We start from the raw sequence: 16898 nt of genomic DNA on the forward strand, positions 1-16898 counted from the left end.
CATGGCGTTCATTCCGGCTTGGCCCCGGAGAATTTCACGACCTTGGCCCAGCGCTCGATCTCGCTCTGCACGAAGGGCGCGAACTGTTCGGGCGCGCTGCCGACCGGGATCGCGCCTTCGGTTTCGAGACGTTTCTGCATCTCGGGCGTGGCGATCGCCTGACGCGCCGCGTCGCTGATCTTGCGTGCCACGTCGGGCGCCATGCGCCCGGGCCCGAAAAGCCCGAACCATGCACTGGATTCGTAGCCCGGCAGCACCTCGGCGATCGCCATCACGTCGGGGAACTGCGGCAGCCGCCTGGCCGTGGTCACGCCCAGCGCCTTGAGCTTGCCGGCCTGGATGTGGGCCTGCACATTGCCCACGGCTGCGAACATCAGCTGCACCTGGCCGGCGAGTACGTCCTGCACCGCAGGCGCGGTGCCCTTGTATGGAATGTTCACGATATCGGCGCCCGACTGCATCTTGAAGGCCTCGCCCGCCATGTGCAGCGACGAGCCGACCGCGCCGATCGCGAAGTTGAGCCGGCCGGGTTTGGCCTTCGCGAGCGCGATGAGCTCCTTCACGTTGCTGGCCGGCACCGAGGGATGCGCGACGAGGACCGACGGCGAAGTCGCCACCAGCGTGAGCGGGGTGAAGTCCTTGACCGGATCGAAGGGCAGCGAGGGATACAGCGTCGCGTTGATCGCGTGGCTGGTGAAGCTCATCAGCAGCGTGTTGCCGTCCGGCGGCGCCTTGGCGACGAGTTCGGCCGCGATGTTGCCGCCCGCGCCGGGGCGGTTCTCCACGATCACCGTCCTGCCGAGCGCGGGGCCCATGCTGGCGCCCAGCGTGCGCGCCAGCGTGTCGGTGGAGCCTCCCGCGGGCGCACCCACGAGGATGCGCACCGGCACGCCGCCGATCTGGGCATTGGCGCCGGCGGCCAGCGCCAGCGCGGCGGATGAAACGAGAATGTCTCGACGTCTCACGTTCGTCTCCTGTTCGATGAATGGCTCGCGCGATGCAGGCAATGCAAGGGACCGTCAGAGGCCCAGGTACGCGCGGCGAAGTTCGTCGCTGCCCAGCAGTTCCTGCGGCAGCCCCGAGAAGCGGACGCTTCCGTTTTCGAGCACATAGGCCCGATCGGCGATCTCGAGCGACTGGCCGACGTTCTGCTCGACCAGCAGCACCGCGAGGCCGTCCTCGCGAAGCTGGCGGATGAGCGAAAACATCTCTTCGACGAGCAGCGGCGACAGGCCCAGCGAAGGCTCGTCGAGGATCAGCAGCACCGGCTCCGCCATCAGGCCTCGGCCGATGGCGAGCATCTGCTGCTCGCCGCCGCTCATGGTGCCGGCCGGCTGGCCCATCCGCTCCTTCAGCCGCGGGAAGATGCCGAACACCTTGTCGAGGTTGCTTGCACGCCGTTCGCGCGCCCGCGTGAAGGAACCGAGCTCGAGGTTCTCCAGCACGCTGAGATTCGGGAAGACCTTGCGCCCTTCGGGCACCTGGATGAGCCCGGCCTTCACCACCTCGCGGTAGTGCGCGCCGCTCAGGTCCTGGCCATCGAAGCGCACGGTGCCGCTCCAGGCGGGGCACAGGCCGCAGATCATCTTGTTCAGCGTCGACTTGCCCGCGCCGTTGCTGCCGAGCAGCGCGACCATCTCGCCCGCATTCACGCGCAGGTCCACGCCGCGCAGCACTTCGACGCGGCCATAGCCGCCGCGCAGGCCCTGGATGTCGAGCAAGGTCGTCATGCCGTGGCCTCCTGCGGTGCATTCGCCGCCGCCTTGCGCAGACGCGCGGCGGTGCCGTGGCCCAGATAGGCCTCGACCACCTTGTCGTTCGAGGTGACCTCTGCCGGGCTTCCCTCGGCGATCAACTGGCCCTGCGCCAGCACCCAGACATGTTCGGCGAGATTCATCACGGCCTGCATCACGTGTTCGATCATCAGCACGGTCACGCCGCCATCGGCGATACCGCGCACCACCGGCATCATCTCGGCGATCTCCTGCGGGTTGAGTCCGGCCAGCACTTCGTCGAGCAGCAGCAGCCGCGGCTGGGTCGCGAGTGCCCGCGCGAGTTCGAGGCGCTTGCGTCCGGCCACCGTGAGGTCGGACGCCGGCTTGTCAAGCTGCGGCGCAAGGCCCACGCGCGCCGCGACGTCTTCCGCGCGCCGCAAAGCCTCGGCGCGGCCACGCACATGCAGATGCGCGCCGACCGCGATGTTCTCGCGCACCGTCTGCGCGGCGAACGGCTTCACGATCTGGAAGGTGCGCGTCATGCCCAGCAGCGCATTGCGATGCGGCTCGCGCCCGGTGATGTCCTGCCCGGCAAAACGCACGGTGCCGGTGTCCGGCTTGAGGAAGCCCGACATCAGCGCGAACAGCGTGGTCTTGCCCGCGCCGTTCGGCCCGATCAGCGCGCTCAGACTGCCTTCGCGCACCGAGAGGCTCACGTTCTGCACGGCCCTCAACCCCCCGAAGGAGCGCGAGATGCCATCGAGCGCCAGAAGAGGCTCAGTCATGGCGCCCCCCTTCCCCATCCAGAGCTGCCGCACCGACAGCCCCACACCCGCGATGCCCCGCGGCAGGAAGATCACGATCAAGACCAGCACCACGCCGTAGATCACCATGTTGATGCCCGGCAACTCGCCGAACAGGTTGCGCGTGAAATCCGACAGCACATGCAGCGCGGCGGCGCCGAGCACCGGCCCCCACAGCGTGCCCACGCCGCCGACGATGGCTGCGACCAGGGCTTCCACCGAGGTGGTCGAACCGTAGGCGATGCCCGGATCGATGTACTGGAACACCTGCACATAGAACGCACCCGCCGAGCCCATGAAGGCGCCCGAGATGGCGATCGCCACGAGCTTGACGCGGAACGGATCGACGCCGACCGCGCGCGCCGCATCTTCGTTGTCGCGCACCGCCTGCAGGTACGCACCGAAGCGACCGTTGCGCAGCCACCAGGTGACCAGCAGGGCCGCCGTGACGAACGCCAGCACCACCCACAGATAACCGGCGCGCGAAGCGAACTGGAGATTGCCCGCCGACTCGCGCAGCGGCACCATCAGGCCCACACCGCCGCCGGTGAAATTCACCGACAGCGCGACGATCCGGAACACCTCCGCGAAAGCCAGCGTGACCAGCGCGAAGTACGAGCCCTTGAGCCCGTAGCGGAAGGTCAGCGCGCCGACGAAGAGCCCGACGAGCGCGCTGCCCGCGACGGCCATCGGCAGCGCCAGCCACGCATTGATGCCGCCCTGGAGCTGCCCGATCGCCTGGATGTAAGCGCCGGTGCCGAAGAAGAGCGCGTGACCGAAGGAGAACTGTCCGCCGAAGCCGCCGAGGATGTTCCAGGCCTGCGCGATCAGCGTGGCGTAGAGCGCCATCATCGCGAAGTTGAGCGCAACGCCCGATGAGGTCACGAGCGGCAGGCAGGCCACCACGACCGCGAAGATCGCAATGCCGCCGAGGTGCCGCAGCCCGGCGCTCGATACGTTGGAACCCACGCTCATGCCCGCGCTCCGAACATGCCCTCGGGCCGGAACAGCACCACGCCGATGAAGATCGCGAAGATGCCGATCTGCCCCAGCGATTCGCCCAGATAGAGCCCGCCGAGCGACTCGACCACCCCCACGAGGAAGCCGCCGACCAGCGCCCCCACGAAGCTGCCCATGCCGCCGAGCACCACGATGGTGAACGCCACGAGCACGAAGCCGCCGCCCACCTGCGGATTCACGTAGTAGGCCGGCAGCAGGAAGCACGCCGCCGCACCGAGGCACGCGAGCCCGATGCCGAAGCTCATCGCATAGACATGGTCCACGTCGATGCCCATGAGCTTCGCGCCCTCCTTCTCCCTGGCGACCGCGCGGATCGCGCGGCCGAGGTCGGTGCGGCCCATGATCCAGAAGAGCACCGCCGACACCACCAGCGCGCCCGCGAAGGCGACCAGCTTGGGCACCGCGATCATGGCGGGCCCGATCGCGACGGTGGCGAGCGAATAGGCGGTGTCGATGTTGCGCGTGTCGGACTTGAAGAACAGCAGCGCGAGGTTCTCCATCACGATCGCGATGCCGAGCGTCGCCAGCAGGATGTTCTCGTCCTTGCCATGTCCCGCGCGGTTGATGACGATGCGCTGCAGGCCGTAGCCGAGCGCGAACATGCCGGGCACCACGATCGGCAGCGCCAGGTACGGATCGATGCCCAGCCGTTCCTTGAGGAAGTACACCGCGTACAGCGCCAGCATCAGGCAGGCGCCGTGCGCGAAGTTGATGATGTGCAGGACGCCGTAGATCAGCGTGAGCCCCAGCGCGATCAGTGCATAGACGGCGCCGGTCGTCAGCCCGTTCAGGACCGACGGGAAGAGAATGCCGAAATCGAACATCCTGCTTCCGGCCTCAGGCTGCGCGCAAGGGGAACATCGGCTCCACCTCGCGGTAGTCGCGCGGGATGATGACCTTGATGTCGTTCTTTACGACCTGCGTCATCAGCGGCTGCGCGCCTTCGTTCTGGCCATTGACGAACTTCGTCGGACCGTACGGCATGATGTGATTCGAGAAGGTGCTCTTCTCCAGCGCATCGATGATCGCGGCGCGCTCGCTCGACTTGGCGCGCTCCAGCGCATCGGCCAGCAGCATCATCGCGGTGTAGGTCATGAAGACCTCGTAGCTGAAGAACTGGCCCTTGGCCTCGACCCGCTTGCGCAGTTCCTGCGAGCGCTTGTCCTTCGGGTTGAACCAGTGGTTGCAGTCGATGATGCCGTTGGCCGCATCCGGAAACTCCTTGACGAACTTGTAGCTCGAGGCCGCGCCGCCGAGCACCGAGAAGATCGCCTTCGGCTGCACCTTCTGCTGCTGCATGGTGCGCACCAGCAGCGCGTACTCGTTGTAGTAGTTGGCCGGGATCACGATGTCCGGATTGACGGACTTCATGCGCAGCACGATGTTGTTGAAGTCGCGCGTGGGGTTCGCGTGCTTCACCACTTCCTTGACCTCGAAGCCGTACCCCGGCAGTTCGCGCGACAGCAGCTGCGCGGTGCCGGTGCCGAAGAGCGACTCCTCGTGGATGATCATCACGGTCTTCGCCGGGCTGCCCGCCGCCTTGTTGAGCACCAGCAGGTTGGCCATCGCGACCTCGGTGGACTTCTTGTAGCCGGGGCCGAAGCGGAAGGTGTTCTTCAGGCCGCGCTCGACGATCTGGTCGGCCACGCCGACATCGACCACATGCGGCAGGTTGTACTTGGCCGCCGCCTGCGTTGTGGCCGGGCAGATCGCCGAGGCGAATGCGCCGACGACGGCCGAGACGCCTGCCTCGTTCATCTTCTCGACCTCGGCCGCGCCGGCCTGCGGCTGCGACTGCGCATCACCGAGCAGTGCCTCGATCTTCGCGCCGCCCAGCGACTTGATGCCGCCGGCCTGGTTGATGTCATCGATCGCCATCTGCGCGCCGAGCCGGCATTGCTGCCCCGAATAGGCCAGCGCCCCGGTCACGGGATGCAGCACGCCCACCCGCACCGGCTTGGGCTGCGCGCCCCCGATCAGCGGAAAGGCGAGCGACGTGCCGAGGGCGGCGGTCTGCGACAGGAAGCGACGGCGGTTTTCCATGGGGACTCCTCGTGGTGGATCGTGATGAAACTGGCTGGGATGGATTGGTTGAATCGCTCGACTCAGGTGAACTGCGCCGAAAGCTCCTTGCTGACCCACACCTTGGCATCGATGCCGCCCACGCGGGACAACTGCATCTCGTAGGTGTAGCGGTCGGGCCGGTACAGGCCGTGCAGCCACTGCACGGGCCTTTCGTCGATGTCGTAGACCAGCCGACGCACGGCCAGCAGTGCCGAGCCGACCGAGACGTCGAGGTGCTGCGCCAGCGCCGCGTCGGCGAGCCCGGCCGTGATCGTCTGGTGCGCCCGCCCGACCTGCACGCCCGCCTCTTCGAGCAGCACGAGGATCGGCTTGCGCGCCAGTTCGCGGCGGCCGAAGCGGCGCGCAACCTCCGCGGGCACGTAGGTGGTGATGTGCGACAGCGGCCCTTCGCGCGTGGAACGCACGCGCACGGCCTTCTGGACCGCGTCGCCGGGCTTCAACTGCAGCGCGGCGGCGACGCTGGCCGACGCGGTGACGGTCTGCACGTCGATCACCTTGACCGAGGTGCGCAAGCCCATGCTGACGAGGTTCTCGAGCAGGCCGCCGAGATTGGCGCGCTGCACGCCGTGTCCGCCCTGCTCGATGGAGGCCGGGGGCCTGCCGATGGGCCGCGTTCCCCGGCCCGGCTCGCGCGCGATGAGGCCCTCGGCCGCCATCTTCTCGAGCGCGCGCCGCACGGTGACGCGGGCGACGCCGAACTCTTCCATCAACGCGAATTCACCCGGCAGCCCGTCCTCGAAGCGGCCTTCGGCCAACTGCTCGCACAACAACAGATAAATCTGGTGGTATTTCGGCAGCGGCATCTGTGACATGGGCTCCGATGGTTGCTCCGTTCTTTTGTCCCGTCAATAGGACATTTGCAGCCGATATGTACGCCCCACATAGGGGAAAACACGCCCCTTCGCGGGGCGCTGCGGGCTACCGCCTACTTCAGCGGAAAGCGCTTGAGCATGCTGCGCCCGAGCGAGGTGATCTCGGAAACGATGGCCGCGGGTTGCTCGAAGCCGTCGAGCGTGCGCACCGGCTTCGGGATCGATGCCTTGATGTGGCCGGCAAGGTTCAGCACGCGGACGGCGTCAACCTGTTCGCCGCCCGTGACGGCAATGGGCAGCTGCTGAGCTGCCAGACGGTGGAGAAGATGCATTGGCACGCCGCGAGTATGCGGCCTGCCGGGCGGCAAACTGCTTAAATCGAGCCATTGACATCCACCCCGCCACCCATGCATATCCAGGAAGCCGTAGCCAGCCGCCACTCCATCCGCGCATTCCTGCCGACGCCGGTCGATCCGCAGACCATCCGCCAGGTCTTGACCCTGGCCGCGCGCGCACCTTCCGGGGGCAATCTCCAGCCCTGGCACATCGACGTGGTGACCGGCGACGCCCTTGCGGGGCTGCGCGCGCAGATGCGCAGCAACCTCATGGAGGGCCGCGAACCCGAGCCCGCCGAGTACGCAATCTACCCGCCCCACCTGCGCTCGCCCTGGCGCGACCGGCGCTTCCAGGTCGGCGAGGCGATGTACGCGCGCCTGGGCATCCCGCGCGAGGACAAGGCCGCGCGCCGCCGCTGGTTCGCGAACAACTTCGATTTCTTCGGTGCGCCGATGGCGCTGTTCTGCTCGATCGACCGGTCGATGGGACCGCCGCAGTGGTCCGACCTCGGCATGTACCTGCAGACCGTGATGCTGCTCTTGCGCGCCGAAGGGCTCGACAGCTGCGCGCAGGAATGCTGGGCGATCTACCCGGTGACGATCGGCAAGGCCATCGAGCTGCCGCCGGAGCGCATGCTGCTCTGCGGCATGGCGATCGGCCATCGCGACCCGGACCATCCGGTGAACGGCCTCGTGAGCGACCGCGCCCCTGTCGAGGAATGGCTGCGCTTCAGGGGCGCCTGAGGCGCCTCAGCGCCGCGGGTCGCTGAAGTGCGGCGGGCGGCGTTCGATGTTTGCGCGCACCGCCTCGGCCTGATTGGGGCTGCCGATCAGTGCCTTCTGCTCGACCGATTCGGCCAACAGCAGTTCGGTGGCGCTGTGCCCCATCGCCGCGTTCAGCAGCCGCTTGCCGGCGCGGATCGCATCGGGGCTCTTCTGCGCGATCTCGTGCGCCATCGCGAGCGCCTCGGCCAGCGGATCGGCCGCCACCCGCGTCGCAAGGCCGAGCGCCACGGCTTCAGCGCCCGAAAAGATGCGACCGGTGTAGGTGAGCTCGCGCACCACGTCGTTGCGCGCCAGCTCGCGCATGAGCACCATCCCGCCCATGTCGGGCACCAGTCCCCACTTAATTTCCATGACGGACATCTTCGTGTCGGCCGCGACCAGCCGCAGATCCGCGCCGAGCGCCACCTGCAGCCCGCCGCCGAAAGCCACGCCGTGCACGGCGGCGATCACCGGCACCGGCACTTCACGCCAGACCATCGCCACGTACTGCGCCGCGTTGGAGATGCCGTGCGTGCGATCGGTCAGGTCCCTGCCGCTCGAAGCGTCGCCCACGATGTTCGCGGCGTCGCTCTGCATGCGCTGGAACGATTGCATGTCCAGCCCCGCGCAGAAGGCCTTGCCCCGACCGCCCAGCACGACGGCGCGCACGCTGGCGTCCTCGCGCAGGCGGCTGCCGGCATCGATGAGCGCGTCGAACATCGCGGGGTCGAGCGCGTTCATCTTGTCGGCGCGGTTCAGGTGCAGCTCGACCACGCCGTCGGCGTGGCGGATCGATTCGATACGGTCGTTCATGCGGTGTCTCCTGGTCTCGCGCGAGTATCAGCGGTCGGCGATGATCCCGGTGTCACCCAGACAACACACTGCGAAGGAGGAAAGACAAATGCCCATCCGGATCGTTCGACTCGGCAGCGACCGCGCACCCGGCGAAGGCCTGCGCATCGGCACCGTGCGCCGCCCGCCGCGCGGCGTGCCCAAGAGCGAGTTCGCATCGCAGAACTGGTACGACGTGTGGTACCCCAACCTCGCGCCGTCGGCCGAAACGATGAAGATGGCGCAGGCCGCGCAAGCCTCGGGCGTCGCATCGGAATGGAACGCCTTCGGACGCAGGTTCAAGAGCGAGATGGCCGAGCCCGATGCGAGCCGCAGCCTCGACCTGCTCGCCGCGCTGTCGCACCAGAGCTCGTTCTCGATCGGCTGCTATTGCGAAGACGAGGCGCGCTGCCATCGGTCCTTTCTGCGGGCGCTGCTCGCGGAGCGCGGCGCGGACATCGTCCCCGAATCGACAGGCTGACCTTCATCGCGAAGGCGCAGGCCACGACCGCGACGCCCGTGCCCGAGCACACTCAGTGCATCGCGCGGGCGATCGCCTGCGCGGCGGTGCGCAGCTTGTCGAGCTGCTGCAGCGCACCGGTCAGCGGCATGCGGACCGCGGGCGCCTGCAGGGCCACCGCGCAGCGCACCGGCCCCTGCGGGTCGTCGCGCACCGGAACGGCCACGCAGACGAGGCCGTCGATGAACTCCTCCGCATCGACAGAATGGCCCTTCTGGCGGATGCGATCGAGCTCGGCCTCCAGCGCCTCTCGCGACTGCAACGTGTGCGCCGTGTGGCGCTCGTAGGTCAGGCCGTCGAGCAGCCGGTCGCGCTGTGCGCGCGGCAGATAGGCCAGGAACAGCTTGCCGCTGGCCGAGCAATGCAGCGGCACGCGCGAGCCGGGCCGCAGTTCGAGCCGCAGCGGAAAGGCGGTCTCGACGCGATCGAGATAGATCACCTCCGTGCCCGACAGCGCGGTGAGATTGCAGGTCTCGCCGACCTCCGCCACGAGCTGGCGCAGAACCGTGTGCCGCACGCCGGTCGCGGTACTGCCGCGCAGCACGGTTTCGGCGAAGCGCATCAGGCGCGAAGTGATCGCGTAGCGGCGGCCATCGCTGCCGCGCGCGAGCAGGCCGCCATGTTCGAGCTGCTGGAGCATCCGGTGCACCGAAGGCTTGGGATGGCCGGTCAGGCGGACCACGTCGCTGAGGCTTTGCGGCTCGCCTTCGGCCGCGACAACTTCGAGCAACTGGAGCAGACGAAGGCCGGGCGTGGCGGCCAAGTCAGCCTCATCAGCAGCGGCGTGATCGGGGTAATCCATAGGAAATCTCGTATTTCGAGACGAAAAGTAGAAATTTTTCGAGATTCTGAAGCAATTTCGCTAAGCTGCAAGGATTAAACGAACGTTCTGATGACTTTTTCTCCCGACAACCTCGTGATCACCGGCGCGTGCGGCGGCTTGGGCAGCGCCCTGGCCCGGGAGGCGCTGGCGCGCGGCGCCAAGGTGGCGCTGGTCGGGCTGAATGCCGGGGCGCTCGAGGCGCTGGCGGCGACGGCGCCCGGCCGTTGCGCCGTCTACACGCCGGACGTGTCCGACAGCGCCGCGATTCAGGCGATGGCGCGGGACTGGATCGGCCGCTTCGGCGTGCCCGATGCCGTGATCGCCAACGCGGGCGTCGCGGGTGGCTACGACACGGCCGATGCCTCCGACCTCGCGGTGTTCCGCCGGATCGTCGAGATCAACCTGCTCGGCGTCGCCACCACCTTCCAGCCTTTCGTCGGGCCGATGCGGGCGCGCGGACATGGCACGCTGGTCGGCATCGCGAGCCTCGCGGGCCGGCGCGGCCTCCCGGGCAATGGCGCGTACTGCGCGAGCAAGGGCGGCCTGATCCGCTATCTGCAGAGCCTGCGCGCCGAACTGCGTCCGAGCGGCCTCTGTGTGTGCACGGTCAATCCCGGCTATCTGCGCACCGCGCTCACCGCCGGCAACCGCTTCGCCATGCCCGGACTGATGGCGCCGGAAGATGCGGCAGCCGCGATCCTGCGTGCGATCTCGCGCGGCGCCGAAGAACTCGTGCTGCCGCGCCGCCTGGGCTGGCTCGCCTGCGCGCTCGATCTGCTTCCCGATGCATGGCACGACGCCCTGCTGCTGCGCCAGCCGCGCAAGCCGCGCGCCGGCGAGCCGGGTGCGACAGCCATTCCGGGCCTGCCGGCGGCCTCGCCGGAAACCGCGACATCCGACCCCGAACCTCGCGCGCGCTGAGCGCGCGCCTCCCACCCTCCGCTTCTTTCACGTGAGTCAACCTGTGTCCGCCCTTGTGCCCACCCACCAGCAAATCGCCCTGATCGGCGCCGGCCCTTCGGGGCTCGCCGGCGCGCGCAACCTGCAAAAGCTCGGCATCCCGTTCCAGGGCTTCGAGGCCTACGACGACGTGGGCGGCCTGTGGAACATCGACAACCCGCGCAGCACGGTCTACCAGTCGGCGCACCTGATCTCGTCGAAGCGCACCACGGAGTTCTCGGAATTCCCGATGGCCGACAGCGTGGCCGACTACCCGAGCCACGCCGAACTGCGCCGCTACTTCAGCGACTTCGCGGACCACTTCGACTTGCGGCGCCACTTCCGCTTCGGCGTGCGCGTGATCCGCGTCGAGCCGGTGACGGAAAGCGCGTCGACGCTCTGGCGCGTGAGCGTGGATGCCGGCGACGGCCGCGTCGAGACCGCCGAGTACAAGGGCGTGATCATCGCCAACGGCACCTTGTCGGAACCGAGCATGCCGCGCTTCGAAGGCCACTTCAACGGCCAGTTGCTGCACACCGCCGCGTACAAGCACGCGAGCCTCTTCCGGAACAAGCGCGTGCTGGTGGTCGGCGCGGGCAACAGCGGCTGCGACATCGCGGTCGATGCGGTGCACTACGCCAAGAGCGTCGACATCTCGGTGCGGCGGGGCTACTACTTCGTGCCCAAGTACATCTTCGGCAAGCCAGCCGACACGCTGGGGGGCAAGCGTCCGCTGCCGGCGTGGATCAAGCAGCGGCTCGACGCCAAGGTGCTGCAGTGGTTCACCGGCGACCCGGTGCGCTTCGGCTTCCCGAAGCCGGACTACCGCATGTACGAATCGCACCCCGTGGTGAATTCGCTGGTGCTGCACCACATCGGCCATGGCGACATCGCGGTGCGCGGCGACATCGAGCGGCTCGACGGCGACACGGTGCATTTCAAGGACGGCAGCGCGCGCGACTACGACCTGATCCTCTGCGCGACCGGCTACAAGCTGCACTACCCGTTCATCGACCGCACATGGCTCAACTGGCAGGGCATGGCACCGCAGCTTTATCTGAACATCTTCGCGCCGGGCTTCGACAACCTCGCGGTGCTCGGCATGATCGAGGCGAGCGGAATCGGCTGGCAGGGGCGCTACGAGCAGGCCGAACTGGTCGCGCGCTATTTCAAGGCACAGTCCGAGGGCCGCCCGCAGGCTGCCGCACTCAGGGAAGCCAAGGTCGGTCCGACACCCGATCTGTCGGGCGGCTACAGGTACCTGAAGCTGGAGCGCATGGCCTACTACGTGCACAAGGACAGCTATCGCCGCGCGGTGCGCGAGGCCTCCGCTGCGCTCGCCTGAAGCACGCCCCGACAACAACGACCCCGAGGAATAGTCCATGCTTCCAGTCGACGAGGTGCGCCTGAACTTCAACCCGGCATCGCTGGTGCTGCTCAACGCAGTGCTCGGCTTCCTGATGTTCGGCATCGCCCTGGACGCGCGCATCGACGATTTCAGGCGCGTGATGCGCATGCCAGTCGCGATGGCGGTCGGCGTCGCGGCGCAGTTCATCGTGCTGCCGGCCGTGACCTTCGTGCTGACGCTGCTGCTGCAACCGGCGCCGAGCATCGCGCTCGGCATGATCCTGGTCGCCTGCTGTCCGCCGGGCAATGTGTCGAACATCCTCACGCATCGCGCGGGCGGCAACGTGGCGCTCTCGGTGTCGATGACCGCCCTGTCGAACCTGATCGCCATCTTCGTGATGCCGCTGAACTTCGCGTTCTGGGGCGGTATCCATCCGACGGCGGCGCCACTCCTGAAGACCATCGCGCTCGACCCGGGCGAAATGGTGATGCACATCGTGGCGATCATCGGCGCTCCCTTCGTGATCGGCCTCGCCTTCGCGCACTACCTGCCCAGGCTCACCGATCGCGTCAACAAGCCGGTGCGCATCATGAGCTTCCTCTGCCTGATCGGATTCATCCTCGCGGCAGTCGCGGGCAACTGGCGTTACTTCCTCGACTACGTCGGGCTCGTGCTGCTTGCCGTTGCGCTGCACGACGCGCTCGCCTTCGCGACGGGCTACGCCTGCGCCACCGCGACCGGACTCGCCGAGTACGACCGGCGCGCGGTCAGCTTCGAGGTCGGCATACGCAACTCGGGCCTCGGGCTGGTGTTGATCTTCAGCTTCTTCGGCGGTCTCGGCGGCATGGCGGTGGTCGCCGGCGTGTGGGGCTTCTGGGACATCATCGCGGGCCTCGGGCTCGCCGCCCGGTGGGCGAGAAGGGCAGACACCCCCATGCGCCTTCGGCGCTCCCCTCGAGGGGGCGCACCTAGCGGCCCGGCAGAGCCGGTTCCGCAGGCGCCCTGGCCTCGGCCGCGCGGGTTTTGTGCACCGTAGATACCGATCATTGATCTCATGGAAACTTCCCCAATCCTCGCGGCACGCCGCGTCCTCGTCACCGGCGCCGACGGTTTCCTCGGCCGCACGGTGGTCGCCGCGCTCGCCCGCCTGCCCGACATCCAGCATGTGGTCGCGCTCGACGTGCGCGAAGTACCGGCCGAACGGCACCTGCCCGGTGTGGTCTACGTCGCCCAGGACGTGCGCACGCCGGAGATCGGCGCCACCCTCGGCGAGCACGCGATCGACACCGTGGTGCACCTCGCCTCGATCGTGACGCCCGGGCGCGGCAGCACGCGGCAGTTCGAATACTCGGTCGACGTGCTGGGCACGCGCAACGTGCTCGAAGCCTGCATCGCCAACGGCGTCGGCCACATCGTGGTGTCGTCCAGCGGCGCCGCCTATGGCTACCACGCCGACAACCCGGCCTGGATCGACGAGGGCGACGCGCTGCGCGGCAATCAGGCCTTCGCCTATTCGCACCACAAGCGGCTCGTGGAGGAGATGCTCGCGGCCTACCGCGTCTCGCATCCGGCGCTGCGCCAGACGGTGCTGCGCATCGGCACCATCCTCGGCGAAAACGTGCACAACCAGATCACGGCGCTGTTCGAGAAGCCACGCATCCTCGCGATCCGCGGCAGCGACAGCCCGTTTGTCTTCATCTGGGACGAGGATGTGACCGGCTGCGTGGTCCACGCGATCACCAGCGGCCGCGACGGATGCTTCAACGTCGCGGGCGATGGCGCGCTGACGCTGCCGCAGATTGCCTCGATCCTGCACAAGCCGATGCGGGTGCTGCCTGCGTCGCTGCTGAAGATCGCGCTCACGATCGGCTCGCAACTGGGCCTGACCCGCTATGGGCCCGAGCAGCTCGACTTCCTTCGCTACCGGCCGGTGCTGTCGAACAGGCGGCTGAAGGACGAGTTCGGCTATGTGCCGCGCAAGACGAGCCTCGAAGCCTTCCTCGCCTTCAAGGCGGCACGCGAAGCGCGCGAGCAGCAGCCGGCGCAGGCGAGCGCGTGAGCACGCCGACGCACCTCAGCCGGGCAGATCTGGGCCGTGCCCTGGCCGTTGTGGTGATCTGGGGCCTGAACTTCGTCGTGATGAAGCTCGGGCTGCGTGACCTGAGCCCGATGCTGCTCGGCGCGCTGCGCTTTGCCGCCGCATCGCTGCCCTTGCTGTTCTTCGTGCGCATGCCCGCGCTGCCGTGGCGCTACCTGCTGGCCTATGGACTCGCGCAGGGACTCGGCCAGTTCGGCTTTCTCTTCCTCGGCCTGAAGCTCGGCATGACCGCGGGCATGGCCTCGGTCGTGATGCAGACGCAGGCCTTCTTCACGCTGCTGCTCGCCGCGCCGCTGCTGGGCGAACGCGCGCAGCCCAGGCAGTGGATCGGCATCGCAGTCGCGCTCGCGGGCCTCGTGCTGATTGCCGCCGCGCACGGCGAGGGACCGGGGCAGATGACACTCATCGGCTTCCTGCTCACGCTCTCAGCCGCGTTCATGTGGGCGATTTCGAACATCGTGGTGCGGTTCGCGACGCGCACGGTGCCTGCGTACGACCCCTTCGGTTTCATCGTCTGGAGCAGCCTCGTGCCGATCGTGCCCTTCGCGATCTTCGCGGTGGCCGAGGAAGGCCCGGCGACGGTGATGCGCCAGCTCGCGAATCTCGACCTCGGCGCGTTGCTTGCAGTGCTGTATCTCGCCTGGCTCGCGACCTTGCTGGCCTACACCTTGTGGACACGGCTGCTGCAGCGTCATCCGGCGGGCCGCGTGGTGCCCTTCTCGCTGCTGGTGCCGGTCGTCGGCCCGGCGGCGGCAGCCCTGTGCTTCGGCGAACGACCGAGCCCCGCGCAATGGATCGGGACGGCAGCGGTGCTGCTCGGGCTGATGATCAACCAGGGCTTCGCGGCACGGCTTTTGAGAATCGCCCGGGCGTAAACCGCCCTTCTTCGGCAACGACGACCGGGGCCCGTTCAGCGCTGCGCCTTGTCCTTCTGGTTCTGCGCCTCGATGCGCTCGCGCGCGGCGAGCCAGTCGGCATCGCTCCACCGGCGCAGCTCATAGAAGTTGCCGCCGGTGGCCAGCGCGCCGCCACCGTCCATCATGATGCTCTGGCCGTTGAGCCAGTCGCACTGGCCGCGCGCCATCAGGAAGGTCGCGAGGTTCTGCAGCTCGCTCATCTCGCCGGTGCGCGCCATCGGATTGAGCGCCTTGCTGCGTGCGCCGGGTGCCTCGCCCGGATTCAGGCGCTTGCTCATGCCCTCGGTCGGGATCTCACCCGGCCCGACCGCATTCAGGCGGATGCCATAGCGCGCCCACTCCGTGGCCAGCGACTTGGTCATCACCTCGATGCCGGCCTTGCTCATCGCCGAGGGCACGACGTAGGGGCCGCCGTTGTCGACCCAGGTCACGATGATGCTCATCACGCTACGGTACGGGTCGCCCTGCTTCCACTGGCCCGCCTTCGCCTCGGCGATCCAGCGCTTGCCCACCGCCTGCGTGACGTAGAACGTGCCGTGGAAGACGATGTTCGCGATCGCGTCGAAGGCGCGCGGAGACAGCGCCTCGGTCGGCGAGACGAAGTTGCCGGCCGCGTTGTTGATCAGTCCCGTCAATCCGCCGGATTGCCAGAGGCCTTCCACCATTTCCTCCACCGCCTGCGCGTTGCGGATGTCCACGCCGAAGGTGTCGACGCGCCGCCCCGGAAACTGCGCGCGCCATTCGCTCGCGGTTTGCTCGACCACGCTCTGGCGGCGGCCGCAGATCGCGACGTCGGCGCCCAGGCCCAGGAAGCGCTCGGCCATCGCGCGGCCGAGGCCGGTGCCGCCGCCGGTCACGAGAATGCGCTGGCCGGCCATCAGATCGGATTGGTACATGCGGGTCTCCTTGGGTTCGTCGGGTTGAACGGACTGTGCAGCGCGCATCGTAGATCGGCGCCCGCAACCCGGTAAGCTTCCGGGCGGTTTTTCAACCGGGATCGATCCATGTCCGTACCCTCTTCCGCCTCCGAAGCCTTCGCACCGCTGGCCGGCGTCAGCGTGCTGAGCCTCGCGCTCAACCTGCCCGGCCCCGCCGCGCTGATGCGCTGCCGCGCCATGGGCGCGACCTGCACCAAGCTCGAACCGCCGTCGGGTGATCCGATGGGGCACTACAACCGTGCCGCCTACGCAGCGCTGCATGAAGGCGTGCGCATCGAAGTCGCCGACCTCAAGACCGAGGCGGGCCAGCAGCATCTGCATCGCCTGCTCGATGCGACCGACGTGCTGCTGACTTCGTTCCGGCCCTCGGCGCTCTCGAAGCTGGGTCTGGACTGGGACAGGCTGCATGCACGCCACCCGAAGCTCTCGCAGGTCGCGATCGTCGGCGCACCGGGCGACCGCGCGGAAGAACCCGGACACGATCTCACCTACCTCGCAGAAAGCGGCCTCGTCACCGGCACCGAGCTACCGCCCACGCTCTACGCCGACATGGGCGGTGCGCTGCTCGCGAACGAAGCCGTGTTGAAGGCCGTGCTGCACAAGGCCTCGTCGCCCGCTTCCGGGATCTGTCTCGAAGTCGCGCTCAATACCGCCGCCGACTGGCTCGCGCTGCCGCGCACCTGGGGACTCACCACGCCGAGCGGTGCCGTGGGCGGTGCGCATGCGGGTTATCGCGTGTATCCGTGCGCCGATGGGCGCGTGGCCGTGGCGGCGCTGGAGCCGCATTTCGCCGCCCGCTTGTGCGACGCGGCGGGCGCGACGTCGAAGGACATGGCTTCGGCCGAAACGCATGAAGCGATCGCGTGCTGGATCGCCACCCGCACCCGCGCCGAACTGGACGTCATGGCGCGCGAACGCGACGTTCCACTGCTCACGCTGGCCGGCTGAG

Annotated in this window: 18 protein-coding genes and 1 pseudogene; 8 read left to right on the forward strand and 11 right to left on the reverse strand. The window is 68.1% G+C overall.

The genetic code is table 11. From position 1 onward, the window contains the following. Positions 1-8: 8 nt before the first annotated feature. The 8 genes and pseudogenes from ACQ858_RS11635 to ACQ858_RS11670 form a co-directional block, all read right to left on the reverse strand. Positions 9-965 carry a tripartite tricarboxylate transporter substrate binding protein gene (locus ACQ858_RS11635; protein WP_431276753.1) on the reverse strand — a complete coding sequence of 319 codons (957 nt, stop codon included), beginning with the start codon at positions 963-965 and terminating at the stop codon, positions 9-11. Between the two features lie 54 nt (positions 966-1019). Next, on the reverse strand, positions 1020-1730 hold the full coding sequence (locus tag ACQ858_RS11640; protein ID WP_431276754.1) for an ABC transporter ATP-binding protein: 711 nt from the start codon (positions 1728-1730) through the stop codon (positions 1020-1022). Then, on the reverse strand, positions 1727-2500 hold the full coding sequence (locus tag ACQ858_RS11645; protein ID WP_431276839.1) for an ABC transporter ATP-binding protein: 774 nt from the start codon (positions 2498-2500) through the stop codon (positions 1727-1729). Before ACQ858_RS11645 ends, ACQ858_RS11640 begins: the two co-directional genes overlap by 4 nt. Positions 2501-2503: 3 nt before the next feature. Continuing rightward, a pseudogene (locus tag ACQ858_RS11650) lies at positions 2504-3493 on the reverse strand (branched-chain amino acid ABC transporter permease); the annotation flags it as partial. Further along, the gene (locus ACQ858_RS11655; protein ID WP_431272914.1) at positions 3490-4362 is read right to left on the reverse strand and encodes a branched-chain amino acid ABC transporter permease; all 873 of its coding nucleotides are present in this window, start codon (positions 4360-4362) and stop codon (positions 3490-3492) included. The pseudogene ACQ858_RS11650 and the gene ACQ858_RS11655, both read right to left, overlap by 4 nt. Positions 4363-4375: 13 nt before the next feature. Further along, a complete protein-coding gene (locus ACQ858_RS11660) occupies positions 4376-5581 on the reverse strand; it encodes an ABC transporter substrate-binding protein (RefSeq protein ID WP_431272915.1) in 1206 nt (401 codons plus the stop codon). Between the two features lie 62 nt (positions 5582-5643). Continuing rightward, the gene (locus ACQ858_RS11665) at positions 5644-6435 is read right to left on the reverse strand and encodes a GntR family transcriptional regulator (protein WP_431272916.1); all 792 of its coding nucleotides are present in this window, start codon (positions 6433-6435) and stop codon (positions 5644-5646) included. 113 nt (positions 6436-6548) lie between these two features. Next, positions 6549-6767: a hypothetical protein gene (locus ACQ858_RS11670; RefSeq protein WP_431272917.1), complete on the reverse strand. Its 219-nt coding sequence runs from the start codon at positions 6765-6767 to the stop codon at positions 6549-6551. 75 nt (positions 6768-6842) lie between these two features. On the opposite strand from ACQ858_RS11670, the gene ACQ858_RS11675 reads away from it, so the two are divergent. After that, positions 6843-7514 carry a nitroreductase gene (locus tag ACQ858_RS11675; RefSeq protein ID WP_431272918.1) on the forward strand — a complete coding sequence of 224 codons (672 nt, stop codon included), beginning with the start codon at positions 6843-6845 and terminating at the stop codon, positions 7512-7514. Between the two features lie 6 nt (positions 7515-7520). Here ACQ858_RS11675 and ACQ858_RS11680 read toward each other — a convergent pair whose 3' ends face one another. After that, positions 7521-8348, reverse strand: a complete 828-nt coding sequence (locus tag ACQ858_RS11680; RefSeq protein WP_431272919.1) for a crotonase/enoyl-CoA hydratase family protein — start codon at positions 8346-8348, stop codon at positions 7521-7523. Between the two features lie 88 nt (positions 8349-8436). Here ACQ858_RS11680 and ACQ858_RS11685 point away from each other — a divergent pair, with 88 nt between their 5' ends. Continuing rightward, the gene (locus tag ACQ858_RS11685) at positions 8437-8847 is read left to right on the forward strand and encodes a DUF488 domain-containing protein (protein ID WP_431272920.1); all 411 of its coding nucleotides are present in this window, start codon (positions 8437-8439) and stop codon (positions 8845-8847) included. Positions 8848-8899: 52 nt separating this feature from the next. Here the strand turns inward: ACQ858_RS11685 and ACQ858_RS11690 are convergent, their stop codons facing one another. Then, positions 8900-9649, reverse strand: a complete 750-nt coding sequence (locus ACQ858_RS11690; protein ID WP_431272921.1) for an IclR family transcriptional regulator — start codon at positions 9647-9649, stop codon at positions 8900-8902. A 129-nt stretch (positions 9650-9778) separates the two neighbouring features. Between ACQ858_RS11690 and ACQ858_RS11695 the strand changes: the two genes are divergently transcribed. The 5 genes from ACQ858_RS11695 to ACQ858_RS11715 are packed head-to-tail and all read left to right on the forward strand — an operon-like array spanning position 9779 to position 14969. After that, complete coding sequence (locus tag ACQ858_RS11695; RefSeq protein WP_431272922.1) at positions 9779-10630, forward strand: SDR family oxidoreductase; 852 nt, start codon at positions 9779-9781, stop codon at positions 10628-10630. Positions 10631-10673: 43 nt separating this feature from the next. Then, positions 10674-11993 carry a flavin-containing monooxygenase gene (locus ACQ858_RS11700; protein ID WP_431272923.1) on the forward strand — a complete coding sequence of 440 codons (1320 nt, stop codon included), beginning with the start codon at positions 10674-10676 and terminating at the stop codon, positions 11991-11993. A 37-nt stretch (positions 11994-12030) separates the two neighbouring features. Continuing rightward, on the forward strand, positions 12031-13032 hold the full coding sequence (locus ACQ858_RS11705) for a bile acid:sodium symporter family protein (protein WP_431272924.1): 1002 nt from the start codon (positions 12031-12033) through the stop codon (positions 13030-13032). 18 nt (positions 13033-13050) lie between these two features. Then, a complete protein-coding gene (locus ACQ858_RS11710; RefSeq protein ID WP_431272925.1) occupies positions 13051-14055 on the forward strand; it encodes an SDR family oxidoreductase in 1005 nt (334 codons plus the stop codon). Then, positions 14052-14969 (forward strand): EamA family transporter, encoded by a 918-nt coding sequence (locus ACQ858_RS11715; protein ID WP_431272926.1) that lies wholly within the window; start codon positions 14052-14054, stop codon positions 14967-14969. Before ACQ858_RS11710 ends, ACQ858_RS11715 begins: the two co-directional genes overlap by 4 nt. A gap of 35 nt (positions 14970-15004) precedes the next feature. Here ACQ858_RS11715 and ACQ858_RS11720 read toward each other — a convergent pair whose 3' ends face one another. Further along, complete coding sequence (locus ACQ858_RS11720; RefSeq protein WP_431272927.1) at positions 15005-15907, reverse strand: SDR family NAD(P)-dependent oxidoreductase; 903 nt, start codon at positions 15905-15907, stop codon at positions 15005-15007. Positions 15908-16015: 108 nt separating this feature from the next. Here ACQ858_RS11720 and ACQ858_RS11725 point away from each other — a divergent pair, with 108 nt between their 5' ends. Next, a complete protein-coding gene (locus ACQ858_RS11725; protein WP_431272928.1) occupies positions 16016-16897 on the forward strand; it encodes a CoA transferase in 882 nt (293 codons plus the stop codon). The last annotated feature ends 1 nt before the right edge of the window (position 16898 follow it).

The organism is Variovorax ureilyticus (assembly GCF_050632185.1).
Taxonomy (GTDB): Bacteria; Pseudomonadota; Gammaproteobacteria; order Burkholderiales; family Burkholderiaceae_C; genus Variovorax; species Variovorax ureilyticus_A.

Excerpts from the sequence above, each read along its gene's own strand:
- ACQ858_RS11680 (WP_431272919.1), bottom strand. The coding sequence starts at position 8,348 with ATGAACGACCGTATCGAATCGATCCGCCACGCCGACGGCGTGGTCGAG.
- ACQ858_RS11720 (WP_431272927.1), bottom strand. The coding sequence starts at position 15,907 with ATGTACCAATCCGATCTGATGGCCGGCCAGCGCATTCTCGTGACCGGC.
- ACQ858_RS11725 (WP_431272928.1), top strand. The coding sequence starts at position 16,016 with ATGTCCGTACCCTCTTCCGCCTCCGAAGCCTTCGCACCGCTGGCCGGC.
- ACQ858_RS11685 (WP_431272920.1), top strand. The coding sequence starts at position 8,437 with ATGCCCATCCGGATCGTTCGACTCGGCAGCGACCGCGCACCCGGCGAA.
- ACQ858_RS11705 (WP_431272924.1), top strand. The coding sequence starts at position 12,031 with ATGCTTCCAGTCGACGAGGTGCGCCTGAACTTCAACCCGGCATCGCTG.
- ACQ858_RS11660 (WP_431272915.1), bottom strand. The coding sequence starts at position 5,581 with ATGGAAAACCGCCGTCGCTTCCTGTCGCAGACCGCCGCCCTCGGCACG.
- ACQ858_RS11665 (WP_431272916.1), bottom strand. The coding sequence starts at position 6,435 with ATGTCACAGATGCCGCTGCCGAAATACCACCAGATTTATCTGTTGTTG.
- ACQ858_RS11645 (WP_431276839.1), bottom strand. The coding sequence starts at position 2,500 with ATGACTGAGCCTCTTCTGGCGCTCGATGGCATCTCGCGCTCCTTCGGG.
- ACQ858_RS11640 (WP_431276754.1), bottom strand. The coding sequence starts at position 1,730 with ATGACGACCTTGCTCGACATCCAGGGCCTGCGCGGCGGCTATGGCCGC.
- ACQ858_RS11695 (WP_431272922.1), top strand. The coding sequence starts at position 9,779 with ATGACTTTTTCTCCCGACAACCTCGTGATCACCGGCGCGTGCGGCGGC.
- ACQ858_RS11655 (WP_431272914.1), bottom strand. The coding sequence starts at position 4,362 with ATGTTCGATTTCGGCATTCTCTTCCCGTCGGTCCTGAACGGGCTGACG.
- ACQ858_RS11710 (WP_431272925.1), top strand. The coding sequence starts at position 13,051 with ATGGAAACTTCCCCAATCCTCGCGGCACGCCGCGTCCTCGTCACCGGC.
- ACQ858_RS11670 (WP_431272917.1), bottom strand. The coding sequence starts at position 6,767 with ATGCATCTTCTCCACCGTCTGGCAGCTCAGCAGCTGCCCATTGCCGTC.
- ACQ858_RS11675 (WP_431272918.1), top strand. The coding sequence starts at position 6,843 with ATGCATATCCAGGAAGCCGTAGCCAGCCGCCACTCCATCCGCGCATTC.